This window comes from Peribacillus sp. NPDC096379 (assembly GCF_044762875.1).
Taxonomy (GTDB): domain Bacteria; phylum Bacillota; class Bacilli; order Bacillales; family DSM-1321; genus Peribacillus.
In genome coordinates this window covers 308,181-324,644 of record NZ_JBIWFD010000004.1, presented here as the reverse complement: position 1 = coordinate 324,644, position 16,464 = coordinate 308,181, and the positions used below count along the sequence as shown (strand labels likewise).

Annotated in this window: 11 protein-coding genes and 1 pseudogene; 9 read left to right on the top strand and 3 right to left on the bottom strand. The window is 38.6% G+C overall.

Annotation, left to right across the window (positions count from 1 at the left end):
- Window positions 1–137 precede the first annotated feature (137 nt).
- The gene (locus tag ACIQZI_RS18715; protein WP_403075867.1) at window positions 138–836 is read right to left on the bottom strand and encodes an SGNH/GDSL hydrolase family protein; all 699 of its coding nucleotides are present in this window, start codon (window positions 834–836) and stop codon (window positions 138–140) included.
- 346 nt (window positions 837–1,182) lie between these two features.
- Here ACIQZI_RS18715 and ACIQZI_RS18710 point away from each other — a divergent pair, with 346 nt between their 5' ends.
- The 9 genes and pseudogenes from ACIQZI_RS18710 to ACIQZI_RS18670 all read left to right on the top strand — a co-directional run bounded on the left by ACIQZI_RS18710 (window position 1,183) and on the right by ACIQZI_RS18670 (window position 15,250).
- Window positions 1,183–2,934 carry a sigma 54-interacting transcriptional regulator gene (locus ACIQZI_RS18710; RefSeq protein ID WP_403076217.1) on the top strand — a complete coding sequence of 584 codons (1,752 nt, stop codon included), beginning with the start codon at window positions 1,183–1,185 and terminating at the stop codon, window positions 2,932–2,934.
- 155 nt (window positions 2,935–3,089) lie between these two features.
- Window positions 3,090–4,289 carry an iron-containing alcohol dehydrogenase gene (locus ACIQZI_RS18705; protein WP_403075865.1) on the top strand — a complete coding sequence of 400 codons (1,200 nt, stop codon included), beginning with the start codon at window positions 3,090–3,092 and terminating at the stop codon, window positions 4,287–4,289.
- 28 nt (window positions 4,290–4,317) lie between these two features.
- Window positions 4,318–4,473: pseudogene (locus ACIQZI_RS18700) on the top strand (GntP family permease); the annotation flags it as partial.
- A gap of 30 nt (window positions 4,474–4,503) precedes the next feature.
- On the top strand, window positions 4,504–5,961 hold the full coding sequence (locus ACIQZI_RS18695; protein WP_403075863.1) for a CoA-acylating methylmalonate-semialdehyde dehydrogenase: 1,458 nt from the start codon (window positions 4,504–4,506) through the stop codon (window positions 5,959–5,961).
- A gap of 367 nt (window positions 5,962–6,328) precedes the next feature.
- On the top strand, window positions 6,329–7,609 hold the full coding sequence (locus ACIQZI_RS18690) for an S-layer homology domain-containing protein (RefSeq protein WP_403075861.1): 1,281 nt from the start codon (window positions 6,329–6,331) through the stop codon (window positions 7,607–7,609).
- Between the two features lie 324 nt (window positions 7,610–7,933).
- Window positions 7,934–9,589 carry a hypothetical protein gene (locus ACIQZI_RS18685; protein ID WP_403075858.1) on the top strand — a complete coding sequence of 552 codons (1,656 nt, stop codon included), beginning with the start codon at window positions 7,934–7,936 and terminating at the stop codon, window positions 9,587–9,589.
- A gap of 258 nt (window positions 9,590–9,847) precedes the next feature.
- Window positions 9,848–11,113 carry a polysaccharide deacetylase family protein gene (locus tag ACIQZI_RS18680; RefSeq protein WP_403075855.1) on the top strand — a complete coding sequence of 422 codons (1,266 nt, stop codon included), beginning with the start codon at window positions 9,848–9,850 and terminating at the stop codon, window positions 11,111–11,113.
- Window positions 11,114–11,628: 515 nt separating this feature from the next.
- Window positions 11,629–14,052 (top strand): S-layer homology domain-containing protein, encoded by a 2,424-nt coding sequence (locus tag ACIQZI_RS18675; RefSeq protein ID WP_403075853.1) that lies wholly within the window; start codon window positions 11,629–11,631, stop codon window positions 14,050–14,052.
- A gap of 274 nt (window positions 14,053–14,326) precedes the next feature.
- Window positions 14,327–15,250, top strand: a complete 924-nt coding sequence (locus ACIQZI_RS18670; protein WP_403075850.1) for an S-layer homology domain-containing protein — start codon at window positions 14,327–14,329, stop codon at window positions 15,248–15,250.
- Window positions 15,251–15,436: 186 nt separating this feature from the next.
- On the opposite strand, the gene ACIQZI_RS18665 is transcribed toward ACIQZI_RS18670, so the two are convergent.
- Together ACIQZI_RS18665 and ACIQZI_RS18660 are read right to left on the bottom strand one after the other, a co-directional pair.
- A complete protein-coding gene (locus tag ACIQZI_RS18665; RefSeq protein WP_403075848.1) occupies window positions 15,437–16,030 on the bottom strand; it encodes a hypothetical protein in 594 nt (197 codons plus the stop codon).
- 14 nt (window positions 16,031–16,044) lie between these two features.
- On the bottom strand, window positions 16,045–16,383 hold the full coding sequence (locus tag ACIQZI_RS18660) for a nuclease-related domain-containing protein (RefSeq protein ID WP_403075846.1): 339 nt from the start codon (window positions 16,381–16,383) through the stop codon (window positions 16,045–16,047).
- Window positions 16,384–16,464 lie beyond the last annotated feature (81 nt).

Here is a 16,464-nt window from a genome sequence, read left to right as displayed (position 1 = left end):
AACACCATTAAATATGACAAGAACATGTAGCGAGTATGTTCGAGTTAAGTGATGCTTTTTTAGATCTATTATTTAATTGAAGAAGCCAAAGCCCATCAACCTTCTTAGAAGAATCGGACAAGGAACCTGTCCCCTAATTATCTTAAATAATAATTAATAGAGTAAGTCATCATATTATGCCCTTTTGGAGTCCAATGAAATCCATCCGGTGCAATTAAGCCACTTGCCGAAAGTTGAGCGTCTGAACCTGCTCCCCCGCCTGCTTTAATCCAAGTGTTCGCATAATGGTCTACTAGTTGGACCTTTTGTGTCTTAGCGACTTTGCGAATAATCTCGTTATAGCTGTTCAGCCATAATCGTATTCCGCCTTTATCAGTATACAAGTGTTTTTTTTCTGGATATCTACTGTAGTAAAGTGTTTGTTGTACCGGTAGGCTAGTCATTAGCAAGACTTTAATATTTTTACTTTTTAATTGAGTGACCATGCGCGTGATGTTTTGTTCAAATGTCACTTTATCAACCTGTGGTTTACCGTTGTCCAGTAACAAACCATCATTTTGACCGAACATAATCGACACGCTTGTGGGTTTCTTTTCCAATACATCAGTATTGAAACGTTTCATTGCTTGACTTGTGTCGTTGCCACTTATTCCTGCATTCATCGCACCAGTTTGAATGACCCATCGTGTATTTAAGTCGTATCCATATTGTGAGAAATACGTCCCAGCAGTATTGCTGTCCCCAAACCCAACAAATCCAGACGCATCAGCCTTTACAGAACCAACCGAGAATAAAAAAATAGATGCAACAACAAGACACATCACCACTTTTTTCATTTTTCCACCCCTTATTCTACTCTTTACCTTTTCAATTGAAGGAATAATCCAATCTGCATGGTACTTTTAGTATATATGAAAAATGAAGGCTCTGTGGAGAAAACCTAAGGGTTTTTTCCTTTTTATCCTAATAAGGAGCAGGTTGTTAGATCCCCTCCGGAAATATACAAAGTAGGCTGGTCCCCTTTACTCTATTCACTATAGCGGGTATGCTTTTTATATATCTGATTATTAAGAGTATTTAAATGAATTTGGTTAGGGGAGGTTTCTTGTGTCTATAGAAGAGTTGGTTAACAGAAACGTTAACGAGTTTCAGATAGAAGAGTTTCTCGAAGTGAAAAATTGGATGACGCCGAATCCTTCTTGTATTCGACTGGGGCAGACACTGAAAGAGGCGAGTGAGATGATCGTTAAGCTTCGGGTGGATATTTTACCAGTTGTCGATGAAAAGGAGAAGCTGGTTGGCATGTTGACGGTAAGGAAATTGCTTTCTCATTTTACTCAAGGAAATCATGGTGAAGCATTGATTAGTAGGATCACACAACGGAATTTTGCAACAGTCCGTCCAAACGAATCCATTTTACATGTTTATACGTTGCCTTATGATCAGTTGGTAGTTGTGGATGATCAAGAAAAAGTGGTGGGCATTTTAACACTAAGAGATATGGTGGATGGCATCTCCAAGTTCATTCATAAGCTGGAACAGAGAGAAAATACAGCCGATGTTTTGTCGGTTATTTTAGAGAGTGCCTATGAGGGGATCGCTGTCGTTGATGAGTATGGGACTTTATTAGAATTTAACGACGCATATAGTCGCTTTACAGGAATCGAGCGGAAGGATGCTATCGGCCGTCACGTTACAGAAGTGATTGATAATACGAATCTTCATGTAACAGTCAAAACTGGGATTCCTGAAAGAGGGGTGGTTCAAAATATTCAAGGCCAGGATATGGTCGTTCACCGAATTCCCATTTGGAAAGAAGGCAAGGTTGCTGGCGCAATCGGGATGCTGATCTTTGAGGGCGTTACAGAAGTATATAAAATTTACGAAACCTTACAAAAGACCCATATGGCCCAACATATAGTAGACCAACCATTGACCGTGAAGCTGGAAGAAGACAGCCGAATGACGCTGGACCAGATTTTAGGGGTGAGCGTGGAAATTACGGATGTTAAACGTGTAGCCCGTAGAGCAGCGAGAACAGCTGCGTCAGTATTGATTACTGGAGAGAGCGGTACAGGGAAAGAGATGTTCGCGAAAAGTATCCACCATTTAAGTCCTTTTGCAAAAGGTCCGTTTATTAGTGTCAATTGTGGGGCGATTCCAGAGGCATTGTTTGAGTCCGAGTTATTCGGCTATGAAGAAGGAGCATTTACCGGGGCTAAAAAGGGAGGCAAGCCAGGGAAGTTCGAGCTGGCTCATAATGGAACCCTCTTTTTGGACGAGATTGGCGAGATGCCGTTAATTATGCAGACAAAATTGCTGCGTGTTCTTCAGGAAAAAGAAGCAGAGCGAGTCGGTGGGGTAAAGAAGTATCAAATAGAGGCAAGAATTATTGCAGCGACAAACCGAAATCTTAAAGACATGCTAAAGCGAGGAGAATTTCGCGAAGATCTCTATTACCGACTCGATATTATCCAACTCCATATTCCACCACTCCGAGAGCGAAAAAAAGACATTCCGATTCTGCTCTCCTACTATGTGAAAAAAGTGTGTGAAACCTATCATACGCCTATCAAAACCTTTACTGCAGAAGCTGTTTCTTGCTTTATTCAATACGAATGGAAGGGAAATATCCGTGAACTGGTTAATACGATTGAACGATTAGTTACTCTTATGGACGGATCAACCATTGAAATTTATCATCTGCCTGAATCTATGAAAATAAAAGACTATGGCCCTACATCTGAAAAGGTACTGACAAGCGCTGATAAACGGTTCTTCATTCAAGAAGCTAAGAAAATAGGAGATGAAAAAGAAAAAGAGCTGATCCTTCAGATTTTAGGAGAAACTGGTGGAAACAAGACAAAGGCAGCCAAGCTCTTAGGCATTCATCGGACGACTCTTTATCAGAAATTAAAAAAGTATCAAATCTAATAATCGATGATATGTAGCGGTATCACTACAAATAATCTACACTTGTCGTGTTATGCCTACACAAACAGATTGTTCCTTGCTGATATACCGCATTTCAAAGCTTGGCATACTTCTTGCATCGTATCTATAGTATAAATACAAGAGGAGTGGTCTAAGTGGAGGGATTTGCGGTATTTAGAACGCCACAAACGATGATTTATGGAAGACAATCCTTCGAGAAAGTGGGCGAGGAAGCGGCGGCATTACGAGGTAAGAAAGCGCTCGTTATCAGCGATCAGGTAATGGAGGGCATCGGATATGTCCGTCAATGTTGTCAGTATCTCGAAGATTCTGGAGTTGAACATGCCATTTATCTCGGCGTAGCTTCAGAGCCTACTGATCAATATGTGTCAGAATCACTTGAGGTTTTTAAAAAAGAGTCATGTGATCTGATCATTTCCCTCGGTGGTGGGAGCTGTATCGATACAGCCAAAGCGATTGCGGTACTTGCAACGAATGGCGGCTATATTGGTGAATATATGGGGGGCAGAAAAGTAGCGGACTATGCGCCAATTCCGCATATTTCCATTCCTACGACCGCTGGAACCGGTTCAGAAGCAACAGATGTTACCGTTATTACAAACACGACGGATGATGTAAAAATGATGATTAAGCAGCCGGCCTTTATGCCTTTAGTAGCGATTGTCGATCCGTTGCTGTCCGTATCATCTCCACCACATATAACAGCTGCAACAGGTGTGGATGCTTTAAGTCATGCAATTGAGGCCTATTTGTCCAAGCGGTCACATCCGATGACAGACATGATGGCATTGTCGGCGATGAAATGGATTGTGGAGAATATTGAAATCGCATACAATGATGGCGAGAACATTGATGCCCGTGAAGCGATGTCATTAGGAGCCCTACAAGCAGGAATCGCTTTCTCGAATGCTTCCGTTTGTTTAGTTCATGGCATGTCAAGGCCAATTGGAGCGTTGTTCCATGTGCCTCACGGGTATTCAAATGCGATGCTATTGCCAGCCGTATTGGAATTCAGCAAGGAAGCTTGTATCGAGAGGCTAGCGGATTTGGGAAGAATTTTTCATGATAAAAATGAAAGCCTTTCCAATGGAGAAGCTGCTGAAGTTGCGGTAAGGTCTGTCAAGGCACTTTGCCTCACGTTAAACATTCCAAATCTCAAACAATGGGGAATTGATGAAGGAGCGTTTAATCAGGCCGTTCAGAAAATGACAAAGGACGCGATTGCGAGTGGTAGCCCGGCCAATAACCCTAGAGTACCAAGCGAACAAGAGTTAGCAGAGCTGTATCACACTTGCTATCAGTATCAGTTTGCGACGGAAGAGAGGGTACAGTGAAGCATGTAAGTATGGGAAAAAGGGATGATTGGATTCACTTCGGCATAATGGCTATGTCGTAACAACAATCCGAGCGATATGTGGAGAAACACATAAGCGCTCATATGGACCGATTTTTCTGCTAAGTGTCGTTTTGCCAACGGCTGTATTATTGCTAGCGGTTATCCTTTATTCCATTTTTTAATAGAATTCTAAATTTGAGAGGAGATTTAACATGACAACAACAATAACGAATGTATTAAAAAACTATATAAACGGTGAATGGGTAGAAGCGAAAACAAATCAATATCAAACGGTACCGAATCCAGCGACAGGAGAAGAATTAGCACAAGTACCGATTTCGTCCAAAGAAGATGTAGAAGCGGCAGTAAAAGCTGCTAAAGAAGCATTTAAAATGTGGAGTAAAATACCAGTGCCAAAGCGCGCCCGGATTTTATTTAAATATCAGCAATTATTAGTAGATAACTGGGAAGATCTAGCGAAATTGATTACGCAAGAAAACGGAAAGAGCTACAAAGAAGCATACGGCGAAGTACTACGTGGGATTGAATGTGTCGAGTTTGCTGCTGGTGCTCCTTCATTAATGATGGGAAAACAGCTTCCAGACATTGCATCAAACATCGAGTCAGGCATGTATCGTTATCCAGTTGGCGTAATTGGTGGGATTACCCCATTTAATTTCCCAATGATGGTTCCGTGCTGGATGTTCCCACTTGCGATTGCAGTCGGCAATACATTTGTCCTAAAGCCTTCAGAAAGAACGCCACTGTTAGCCAATCGTCTGGTAGAGCTGTTTAAAGAAGCAGGACTACCGGATGGCGTCTTGAATATCGTTCATGGTGCACATGATGTAGTAAATGGCCTTCTTGAACATAAAGACGTACCAGCGATTTCATTCGTTGGCTCTCAACCTGTAGCAGAGTATATCTATAAAACTGCTTCTGCGCATGGTAAACGTGTTCAGGCATTAGCAGGTGCCAAAAACCATTCCATCGTTATGCCTGGTGCTGACTTAGATGTGGCTGTGAAAGAGATTATCGGAGCAGCTTACGGTTCAGCTGGGGAAAGATGTATGGCTTGTTCTGTTGTCGTTGCGGTAGATGAAGTCGTAGAACCTCTAATCAAAAGGCTAACAGAAGCAGCAGACGAAATTAAGATTGGTAATGGACTAGAAGAAGATGTTTTTTTAGGACCTGTCATTCGCAAGGAACATAAAGAACGAACTGCCGGTTATATCGAGAGTGGGATCGAAGAAGGAGCTATCCTCATTCGAGATGGCCGTAAAGATGAATTGTATCATGAAAGTGGCTACTTCATTGGACCTACTATTTTTGATCAAGTAACAACATCGATGAAAATTTGGAAGGATGAGATCTTCGCTCCTGTTCTCTCAATTGTAAGAGTTAACAGTTTAGAAGAAGCCATTGAATTAACGAACCAATCTGATTTTGGCAATGGTGCATGCCTATTTACCCAAAACGGAAGCGATGTCCGCTATTTCAGAGAAAATATCGAAGTGGGGATGCTCGGTGTCAATGTCGGCGTTCCAGCACCAATGGCCTTCTTCCCATTCTCAGGTTGGAAAAACTCCTTCTATGGAGATTTGCATGCGAATGGATCTGATGGAGTCGAATTTTATACAAGACGAAAAATGCTAACATCACGTTGGTAATGTTTTTTTAGGATAGCATTCAGCGTATGTGCCATTATGACTTGAGGAGTCATTGTTCATGACAAAAAGAAAAGTTGAAAAGAAACAGGTAGCTAGCTTTTTGGTTGCCTGTTTCTTCTGTATCATCCGATGTTCAGGCACTCTCTAGGAATCTAGAAAGTCAATGTCCTATACTCATTCATTGGCTTGAAATAGTCGAAAAAGCATACATATACTGGTCATTATAGTGGATTTAATAGGTACTTAGATATGATTGTTCTGAAAATTTATAAAATTATTAATTTACAACTAGTTGATTTATGTATAAAATTGAGTCCTGGATCTACATATAATTTTTTCAGACAAGATGAAAAGGAGAGTGAGCAAGTTGATTAATAATTGTAAAAAAGGTACATGGAGTTTGGTGTTTATGTTTGCCTTACTATTGGGTTTAATTCCCCCTTCTGCATCAGCAAATGATCTTGAACCCGTCCGCTACTTGGCGTTAGGGGATTCACTTTCGGCGGGTATGACGCCTGAGGCAGGAATTAGTAGTGGATATGCTGATTTGACTGCTGAATATTTGAAAGGGAAAAATTCGCTGGCTGCATACTCTAAAGAATTTGCTATTCCTGGTTACACTACGCAAAACGTTTTGGCTGATTTAACAGTGAAGTCAGAATTAAGGGAAGCAGTTAGACAGGCCAATTTAATCACCATTTCTGCTGGTGCGAATGATTTATTGAAAATTGCAAAGACTGACCCAGAGAAAAATATCCTCATTCTAGATCCTGCTACTGTAAAGTCTACTCTTGGAACCCTTGCTAAAAACTACACGATGATTCTACAAACGATTAAAGAACTTAATCCAAATGCATCTGTTTATGTCATGGGTTATTACTTTCCATTCCCATACCTTTCTGATGAGCAAAAACCGCAGCTTATTGAATTGACGAAAACACTTAATCAAACGATCCAACTAGCAACCGACCAAGGTGCTACATTTGTACCGGTCTATGATAAATTTGGCGATGATACGAAGAAATATCTTCCGAACCCTGAGAATATTCACCCGAATCAAGAAGGATACCAATTAATGAGTGATGCATTAATTGCTACGATGACCAAAGCGAAGCCAACGGCCAATGATCTTCCTAAGGGACATTGGGCTGAAAAGGAATTAAATATGCTTTTGGCTAGTAAAATACTGCAACTAGATAAAAAAGGAAACATCTATCCTGAACAGGCGATTACAAGAGCAGAAGTGGCGGGAATTCTGTATAACAGCATCCCAATGACTAAATCAATCCCTGCTAATCCTGGATACAAGGATGTACCAGAAACTCATCCAGCTTATATGGCCATTGCAAAGCTTACGGAAGCAGGGGTTTTTACAAAAAGTGAATATTTTAACCCAAATGCACCATTAACTCGTATTCAAATGGCAAAGGTTATTACGACTGCATTTCAATTAAAAGGTGACAGCTCATTTCCTTCGTACAAGGATATTACTGCAACCTATTGGGGAACACCGTATATCAATGCCATGACATCGAACAAAATTATGGTAGGGTATAAAAATGGAAGGTTCGGTGTGAATGATTCAACTAATCGAGCTCAGTTTGCGGTTGTACTGGCAAGAGTGCAAGCAATGCTAGCTAATCAATAACTTTGATTTATGCAACTGTCACCATCCGAAAGAAACAGTAAAAAAATCCCCTGCCGAGATGCCTCAGCGGGGGATTTTCGCGGTTTCCTTTAAACTTCTCTATTTTTTTCAGTGGAGAAAACTAAAAAAGGGACAGACTGAGAGACTCTGATTACTGTGTTAGTAAGTTTAATTAACAGATCTGCGAAACCCGTCGAAGACGGTTAATGTATTAGATGTTATGAAAAAAACGAATAATCATAGCTCTTTTTCAGTGGATAGTGCCTGACCACCTGTTTCGGTTATAATATGTATGAATGTCTTGCAATTGAACAGGAGGGTATAATGAAAAAAAAGGTTATTCTTATCTTTATCGTTCTTATTTTATTAATTCTACTAGTAAGCATATATTTCGGAAATATCGGCCAAAAAGCCGGTGATCCAACTAACTCAGTAGAAGTGAACGTACCAAATGGGACAAGTTCTGTGAAAATTAGTTCAAATGAAACAGATTTGGGGATTACATATAACAAAAAGACGGAGATTTCACATATTCAGTCTACCGATCATCAGTACGTATATGATGTGAGCAATCAAAACCAATCTATTGGCAAATTGAAAGTGACGTTACGAGAATTGGATAATGGAGATGTATTTATTTTTACAAAATTCATCAATACGAGTAAACGTGAATTTACAGCATCGGTTCAACTACCATTTACAGATACTCTATCACATCATGAAATTAGATATGACGAATACGGCGAAGTAAAAAGAGAACATAATAACACATTCGGGACGGATCCATCTTCACACCCGATTGGCTTGTTAGAAGTGCAGAAAAACGACAAGTCCACGCAAACGGCTATGATCAGTAAAAATTATACTTCCTATAATAGAGAGAAAGATTATCCGAATGGACAGAAATCGACTGTTAGAGAATTTATTGAAGAACGGGAAAGCTATAAAATTTCAGATAGCAAGAATGAAACCTTTTTAACGACGGATATGAAAGTTCCAGCGCATGCTATTTCTGAAAGTTGGATTCTGTTATCTAATGAAAAGTTGTTTCAAGATCGAAAGAATATCGAGCAATGGTTTACTCGAAGTATTCAAGAATATACGACGATTAATAAATGGCTGACTGCAGATGGAGCATATTCGAAACTGCCATGGTCTGTAGAGCCAGGCTATAAACTGGCATTTGGTAGAAATCTAGGGAATATTCAGGGGAGTAAGTACTTGGATGAGTATAAGAAGACAAACGAAAGATACTTTTATGATTTAGTCATAAATTCTGTGGCAGATTTAGATGTATTTACAGATGGTGCCGTTACGACGGGAAATGTACCTGTGTTTAAAACCGAGTATACGAGTACTTGGTTGAAAAATGCATATGGAACCACTGCACCTTACATCGATACACGTCACAATGAAAACGTGGCCTTATTTTTAAAGAACACAGGTGAATTATTCAAAATCCCGCAACTAGCTTCAGCAAATCAGAAATATGCTGATTTTCTAGTCGAGCAAAAAAAGATAGGGAATGTAATCAAAATCAATGACTCTGGTTATTTAATTGCGGATTACTATGCAAAAGGCAGCAAGAAAACCCATGTTTCTCTGAACCACGCACTTGGTGAAATGCGTTTTCTGATTGAAACGTACAAACAAACGAGCGATAAGCGATACTATGATACAGCTATGGAAATCAAGCATGCTGTTGAAGATTTATATCCCGACTGGATGAGAGAAGATGGAGATATTTGGTATCAGATAAATGGGGAAATGGTCTTTAATGGGCGAGACTATCCCTGGTTGACTTTAGTAGATCTCCTTTTGAGTCAGGAGCTTTTTGAAGAAGTAAACATAGAAAGAAGCGGAATCTTTGATTTGATGATTGAATCGAAATTAAAATACCTCGACAGCATTGAGCAACCGCTTAGAGAGGATATTTTGGAATTGGTTCAAAAGCAAGGGTTTGGTGAATTTGTCAAATAGGAGTAGCGATGGCGTTAACAAGCCTAATCTTATCCTTATATGTTTAAAATAAACGATCAGTTATTCCCACGAGGCATCACCTTATGAACAAGGTGATGCTATTTTTGTGTGCATTTTTACCTAATTCGCGGAGGGATTAACCTGATTTTAGAAAATAATTAATAATATATTCCATTTTGGTGGTATAATTACGCAGGTAATATCTACTAGGTGTAGTCTATTGATAATCTTGTATTTTAGAAGGGACAAAGAATCGTCATGTATAAGTTAGTAAAAAGTATCATTATGGTAGCAATTGTCATGGGGATATGTTGGATGTCTACCCAAGCGGATGCTGCTGGTGTGAGTCATATTAGAGCTGTTAAAGAGGCGCCTGTGTATAGTTTAGTAGGAAATGAGAAGATTGCTGTTGGCTCACTAGTATCTGGGCAGGAGTTTGCGATTGTATCATCAGATGCAAGCTACTATTATATTAAATTTGGCAACGGTATTGGATCGATCAAGAAGGCGGATGCCAAGACCGTCACGCCATCTAACGTACAAAATTCAGGCACTGTCGAACAAATTGCCAATTCAGTCTTGATCACAAAACGAAAAACGGTAATTTACGATAATAAGGATAAAAGCAAGAAATCTATCGGAGTCATCAATACGAATATTCGCTATCCTTATTTTTCAAAAAACAAAGATTGGTATAGAGTTCAAATCGGAGAAAAAGTAGGTTTCGTTCCAGCCTCTAACGTGAAAGAAGATCCCGGAATTCCTGTATTAATGTATCATCATATGCTTGTTCAACCTGAATTAACGGAGTTCAAGGGGAATAATATGGTCGTACGCGTATCAGACTTTGAGCAGCAGATGGATTATTTAAAGAAAAATGGGTATCGAACAATTTCAATGAATGACTTGGAAAATTACTTATTGAATAACATGAATCTAACAGGAAACACAGCAGTGATTACGTTTGATGATGGATACATATCAACGATTACAGACGCCTATCCAATTCTAAAGAAACATGCCTTCAAGGCGACACAGTTCATCATTGGTTGCAGGACGAATGCATATGCGAAACCTTGGGATGAAAATACCCTTCAATATGTGGGCCTTCAAGAAATGAAATCAACTACAGATGTATACGACTACCAACACCATACCTATTGTATGCATCTAAGAGAGCCGGTTTCGCTTATCCCTTTTCTTATAAGTAAAACCTATGATGAAATTTATCAAGATACTGAAAAAGGAAAGAGCCACATTGGACAAGTTTATGATGACCCATCTCATATTCAATATTTGGCCTATCCATGGGGACAATATGATGAAGAAACAATCAGTGCAATAAAAAAAGCAGAAATCAAGCTTGCTTTCACAACAGAAACCGGCAATGTGAAATTGGGGGATAACCCCTTTATATTAAAAAGACAAGGTGTCGCACCAAGACACAGTTTGAATGATTTCATCAATAAATTAAATGGAACGTATAAAGATCCTTTAGTAAACCCGATTCAATCATGGGATTGATTGAAGGATAGCGGAACTAGTAATAAGTGTAAATTGAATAAGACTATTAAGAAAACAGAACTGCGGAGAGAAATTTCCGCAGCTCCGTTAAGATAATTGGGAAATATCCAAAATGGCAGGTATGGTTAAATGTACCAAATTTGGATAGCTCATTAAGACACATAAAGTAGCCTCGTTAGTTTCTCCTCTCCTATAGCGTGTAAATTCTCAAGAAAGCCTTATGTACCAAGAGATTTAGAGTTTAATAATCCATGTTTCACTCGTTGAATTGTATTGTTATAATTGGCTAATCGTTCATGGATTGGTATAAGTTGCCGTTGAAAATAATGTGATATTTGGTAAACTAAATATCGAGATGAAGAGATTACCAAAGTAATATAATCCATTTATCTCTAAAATATACTTACTTACCAAATGGAGTGTTGCTAAATGAGACACACCAACTTATTAAGTTACATTCGGTAAATATACCGAGACATAATTAAAGGTTTTATAAAACAGGAGGATTTCACCATATGGCTTACAAACAAAATTCTTATCTTAAATTCGTGGCAACTGCAGCAACGGCTACTCTAGTAGTAGGAGCGGTAGCGCCATTAGCGTCTGCAGCATCTTTCACAGATGTGTCAGGCAAATATAAAGAAGCAGTAGACTTCGTAGTTTCTAAAGGAGCTAACGGTTTCTCTGAAACTTCATTCGGAGTTAGCCAAGATATTAAACGTGTTGACGCTGCGGTTTTACTTGTAAAAGTATTAGATCTTGATATCGAAGCTGCGCCAGCTTCTGGATTCACGGATGTGCCTAATCGTGCAGTGAAATATGTTAACGCACTTAAAGCTGCTGGAATCACTAACGGTAAATCAGCTACTAAATTTGACGCAGACAGCAAAATTACTCGTGGTGAATTAGCAATTTGGATCCAAAAAGGATTTGAACTAAAAGGTGACGGAACTACTGGATTCACAGATGTAAGCGACCGTTACAAACAAGCGGTATCTGCTCTAGTAACAAACAAAATCACTAGCGGGACAACTCCTACACAATTTGGTACTGATTCACACGCAAAACGCGGTGACTATGCAATGTTCTTATACAAAGCAGCAAACATGAATCCTGAAGTTGCTGAAGTAACTGGAGTAAACGCAATCAATGCAAAAGAAATTGAAGTGAAATTTGGTGCGGAAGTAAATATTGACGCTGCTAAATTTACAGTTACTGAAGGTACTAAAGATGTACCTGTAACAAAAAAATTAAGCGATGATAAAAAGTCTGTAATTTTAACTGTAAGCCCGCTTACGAACAAAGCAGTGTATGTTGTAACTGTTGAAGATGTGAAAACAGTTACTGGAAAAGATGTTGCTAAAGCTGTAGAACTTCTTTTATTCAATGATGAAGTAAATCCAACAGTTTCAAGCATTTCTACTCCAAAAGGTACACTTAAAGTAACTTTCAGTGAAAAATTAGATGAGACAAAAGATGTAAAAGTAGTGGTTAACGGAGCTGAGCTAACTAAAAAACCTGTTGGAAACTCTGTTACGTTTACAAAGTCTGAATTAACTGCACTAAATTTAGAAACTGGAAAATCATTTAGTGTAATTGTAGATGGAGCTTCTGACTTAGTAGGAAATTCTATGGCTCTATATCAAGGTAATGCTGTATATTCAGTAGAGAAAGATGTTACAGCACCTATTGTTTCAGAAGTGAAATTTGATACACTAACAGTTAATGAGTCTGATTCTAAGGCGACTATTCAAGTTAATTTCTCTGAAGAATTGTCTAACGCAGGTTCTGTTGTAGTTAAAAAAGGCACAAAAACTTTAGATGCTACAATTAGCTTAGATTCTACAGATAAAACAAAAGCAACTATTGTAGTTGAGAAAGCACTTGAAGGATCAGAAACTACTGCTGACTTATCTGTTGAATTTGTGGGCTACAAAGATTTAGAGAACAATGTTGGTGAAAAGTCTGTTAAAACGGTAACAGTTTCTAAAGATGTTGTAGCTTCAAACTTTGTAAAAGCAACTACAAAAGATTTAACAGCTACTCTTGAATTTGATAAAAAGGCAGCTTCTACTGTTGCAGGTAATCTACGTGTAATAGATGTAACTTCATCAAAAATTGTGACTCCTGAAAAAATCACGGTGAACAATGGTAAAGTTGAAGTTAAATTCGCTAAAGCTGGAACTTACAAGCTAATTGCTCAAGAAGGTTTTGTTTTAGATGCTGCTTCTAATAAATCTACAGCATTCTCTACAGAAGTTACTGTAAATGAGGGCGAAGTAGTAGGAACTGTAAAACCATCTCTTGTTGGAGCTCCAGTCTATGACGTTGCTAAAAATACTATTACTTTAACATTTAGTAAAGAAGTAAAAGGTGGTACAGGTTCTACATCCGCTACGAATACTGCAAACTATAAAGTAGCAGGAGGTTCATTACCACAAGGTACATTGATTACATTGGATACTACTGAAAAAGTTGCTACGATTGAATTACCATCTACTTTCAAATTTGAAAAAGATGAAACGGTTGTATTTACGGCAGCAAATGTTGAGAGTACAGATCATGTAAAAATGAATTCAGCTGATGTACTATTTGCAGTTCAAGATACGAAGACTCCTGAATTCACAGCAGCTAAAATTGTTGGAAACAACATTGTACTTACCTTCTCTGAAGCTATTGGTACTTTTGATACAGCTGATTTCGCTATTGATTTAAATGGTGTTGAATTAACTGCAACAAAAGCAGATGATCAAAAAGTTGATGGCAAAGTAAATGCTAACCAAGTTGTTGTAACAGTAAGCAACAATGATGTCTCTCTAGCAACTGGCACAATTACAGTTAAGCCAAAAACGACTGCAAATTATACAAATAAAACGACTGACGCAAGTGCAAATAAAAATGTTTTATCTGTATTCAATGCAGTACAAGCAACACGCTAATTCATAAATAAGATATACCGAAAAAAAACACGGGGACAGGTACCTCGGCCCATTATAGGAAAGCTCTGTAGAGAGTGAAAATTCTCTACGGAGCTTTTCTTTTTTTGTTTATCACTATCATTCAACATCTACATTAAATGGTAATATATCCCCTCTATCCCAATTCGAAATTTACTGTTAAAATCACATTACAAACATATTACAAGATCATATTAAATCAAGTAGAGTTTGTGGAAATGATATAATAATAGAATTATAAAGGGGAGTATTTTTCATGTTTAAGTCTTTCAAGCAATACATAGCAACAGCTGCAACTATTGTTTTATTGGCAACAGCTGCAGTACCTGCCTATGCAGAATCGGATTATGAGCCGAGCTACTCGTTTACAGATGTTGGTTCTCGTTATGCAGAAGCAGTAGACTTTTTGTATGCAACAGGAATCATTAATGGGATTTCTAAGACTAAATTTGGTACAGATCAAAATTTAACTCGCGGTGATGCGGCAGTGATCCTTGCTGATACGTTAGGGTTAGATACAAAGAATGCGAAAAATGCAGGTTTTAAAGATACCTTTCCGCGTATTGCAGGTTCGGTTAACGCACTTGTAGAAGCTGGAATTGTTTCTGGAGTGACTGCAGATCGTTATGAACCAAAAGAACCATTAACACGTGGTGCAATGGCGAAGTTTTTGAATCTTAGTTTTGAACTTTCTGATTATGCAACCGAGACTCCTTTTTCGGATGTAGGTGGAGTATTTAAGGAACATATTGAAGCTCTTTACGGTTCTGGAATCGCATCTGGTAAGACCGCTACAAGCTATGGTACAAAACAAAATATCAGTCGCGGTGACTTTGCTAATCTCTTATACAATTCAATAATGTTTAGCATAGATGATGAGTTTAGTAGCATCGTATCAGCGGATTTGATTGATTCAAAAACAATGCGTATCCATTTTGCAGAAGCAGTACCTGAAGACTATACGGCAGAGGATATGACTGAATATATGCTAATTATCGCGGAATTAGAAGATGGGCAATATATAACGTCTGCCGCGAAAAATGGAGTACTTTCTAGCGATCGTATGTCATTAACCTTCACACACACGGATTTAGCTGGGAAGGCAGGTACTCTCTATATCGACGATCTGGAGTTGCCGTTTAATTATAAAACGACTCAAGAAGTAACAGAAACTAATTAATAGTAAAATCAAGCATTTCAGGCTCTGTATAGAGTTTGTCATGCTTTTTTTTTGCGTAATTTGTAGTAGATTTCCTGCAGCGTTTTTTACTTTTCCGGCAGTATTAATCTGAAATGAAATTAATTAATCCTAATCAGCAGGTAATTAATCCGAAACTCAGCTATTTAATCCAAACCCCATATTGAACTATTCCTCGTCAAACGAAAGGTCATATATCCGTCCCTTCGTAGTTCCGCAATGAGAGAGAGTCATGGCAACGAGTAGTTTGGAAGCGATGGATGTGGATGGGAGACTAAGGAATTCACGAAATGCATAATTCGTAATTGTAGGATGAATGAGGAGGGTGTAATCTTTTAAAGCGGCATAATGTGCATTTTTAGATGAATAAGAACACTTCATACAAGTCCACTTTCCACGAATTCGATTCATGGGCAGTGTAGAACAATGCGGGCAATGACAGCCCTTGTTAAGCGCAGAAGTATGAATCCCAAAGCGATTAAGAACAGTAGAATCGTACGGTTCATTGTGTTTAATCAGCAAGCGAGAAATTTTACGGAGATCTTTGTTTGTGAAAATTACTTGTCGGTTTTTATGATAAAACTGATCGACTCTACTAGGAATTTGGATGCTGTACATGACGACATTTCTCGTGCGTTGGTCGGTAGGGGCTGTTTTTATTAATGCGTATGAATTCGTAATGGCTATTATACTTTCAATAGGTATTGCGGCGAGTTTATTTCTTTTTAGCCAGGACACTAGCTGAAGATATTGTCTTTCCATTTGAGAGATTGGATCTAGGAAAACGTCATCTTTTTAAAGGATGGGTCAAAACTTAAGGTTCCTGAGTAGTTCTTTGCATCAATGATAAGAAAAAAGGTGAGTGTAAGAATGAGGGGATCGAGCTGGAAATGGTGGTGTTTGCCCATAATTCTCAAATCATGGAGAATTAGACAATCTGTATCTGGTAGAAAACTTAAATGATAATCCAGAGACTGCTCACCTTTGTGTCCAGCTGTTTTTCTTGCTAATTCGGCTTGTACCTCGCCTTTCTTGGGGTGATCAGGGGATAACCGTCTATTTAGAGCTTGAAGCTTTGGCAAATAAAGGGGAGTGCTACGCTTTTTAATAATCATGAACTGAGCTCCTTTGAATTCTCTATTAAAACTAAAACTCCTGCTCGTTTTGAAAAAATCCAGTCCAAACGAACAAAGAAT

Excerpts from the sequence above, each read along its gene's own strand:
- ACIQZI_RS18695 (WP_403075863.1), top strand. The coding sequence starts at position 4,504 with ATGACAACAACAATAACGAATGTATTAAAAAACTATATAAACGGTGAA.
- ACIQZI_RS18685 (WP_403075858.1), top strand. The coding sequence starts at position 7,934 with ATGAAAAAAAAGGTTATTCTTATCTTTATCGTTCTTATTTTATTAATT.
- ACIQZI_RS18675 (WP_403075853.1), top strand. The coding sequence starts at position 11,629 with ATGGCTTACAAACAAAATTCTTATCTTAAATTCGTGGCAACTGCAGCA.
- ACIQZI_RS18710 (WP_403076217.1), top strand. The coding sequence starts at position 1,183 with ATGACGCCGAATCCTTCTTGTATTCGACTGGGGCAGACACTGAAAGAG.
- ACIQZI_RS18715 (WP_403075867.1), bottom strand. The coding sequence starts at position 836 with ATGAAAAAAGTGGTGATGTGTCTTGTTGTTGCATCTATTTTTTTATTC.
- ACIQZI_RS18680 (WP_403075855.1), top strand. The coding sequence starts at position 9,848 with ATGTATAAGTTAGTAAAAAGTATCATTATGGTAGCAATTGTCATGGGG.
- ACIQZI_RS18660 (WP_403075846.1), bottom strand. The coding sequence starts at position 16,383 with ATGATTATTAAAAAGCGTAGCACTCCCCTTTATTTGCCAAAGCTTCAA.
- ACIQZI_RS18665 (WP_403075848.1), bottom strand. The coding sequence starts at position 16,030 with ATGGAAAGACAATATCTTCAGCTAGTGTCCTGGCTAAAAAGAAATAAA.
- ACIQZI_RS18670 (WP_403075850.1), top strand. The coding sequence starts at position 14,327 with ATGTTTAAGTCTTTCAAGCAATACATAGCAACAGCTGCAACTATTGTT.